The sequence below is a fragment of the Vibrio sp. 2134-1 genome (assembly GCF_033339495.1).
In genome coordinates this window covers 1-621 of sequence record NZ_JAWOUS010000604.1, presented here as the reverse complement: position 1 = coordinate 621, position 621 = coordinate 1, and the positions used below count along the sequence as shown (strand labels likewise).

Annotated in this window: 1 protein-coding gene and 1 pseudogene; both read left to right on the top strand. The window is 46.2% G+C overall.

Annotated features, from left to right (window positions below; translation table 11 throughout):
* Positions 1-384, top strand: a pseudogene (locus tag R7R78_RS27485) (adenosine deaminase); the annotation flags it as partial.
* Positions 385-478: 94 nt separating this feature from the next.
* Positions 479-621, top strand: a 143-nt coding sequence (locus tag R7R78_RS27480; protein ID WP_225474777.1) for a redoxin family protein, incomplete at its 3' end; no start/stop codon positions are given.

Sequence of the window (621 nt, the reverse complement as noted above, 5' to 3'; positions counted from 1 at the left end):
TTAGAAGTGAGCCGCGTTGATCACGGCGATCGCTGCGTAGAAGATGAAGCTCTAGCGCAGTCTCTGATTGAAACCAAAATGCCACTGACTGTTTGCCCGCTGTCTAACATCAAACTTTGCGTGTTTGATGAAATGGGACAGCACAACATCGTAGAGCTTCTGCGTAAAGGCGTGGCGGTAACCATTAACTCTGATGACCCCGTTTACTTTGGTGGCTACATGACCGATAACTTCCTTGCAGTGAATCAAGCACATCCAATGAGCAAAGAAGAACTGGCGAAATTCACGCTCAACGCTATCGATGCAAGCTTCATCGACAACGAGTTGAAGGCTCAATATCGTCATCAAGTCGAACAATATGTTGCACAACATTCATCGATGTAATGCGGTATACCCTTACAAACCCTCTGTGGTTAAAACGGGACTTAAGCGCTAGACTGAAAAAGCTCAACAAAGCACTTAATAAAGGAAGAAAATCATGATTCAACAAGGCCAAGCACTACCTTCTGCAACCGTAAGTGAACTGACTGCCGATGGCATGGTCAACCACGATGTGACCGAACTGTTCGCGAACAAGAAAGTGGTGTTATTCGCGGTTCCTGGCGCATTCACTCCAACTTG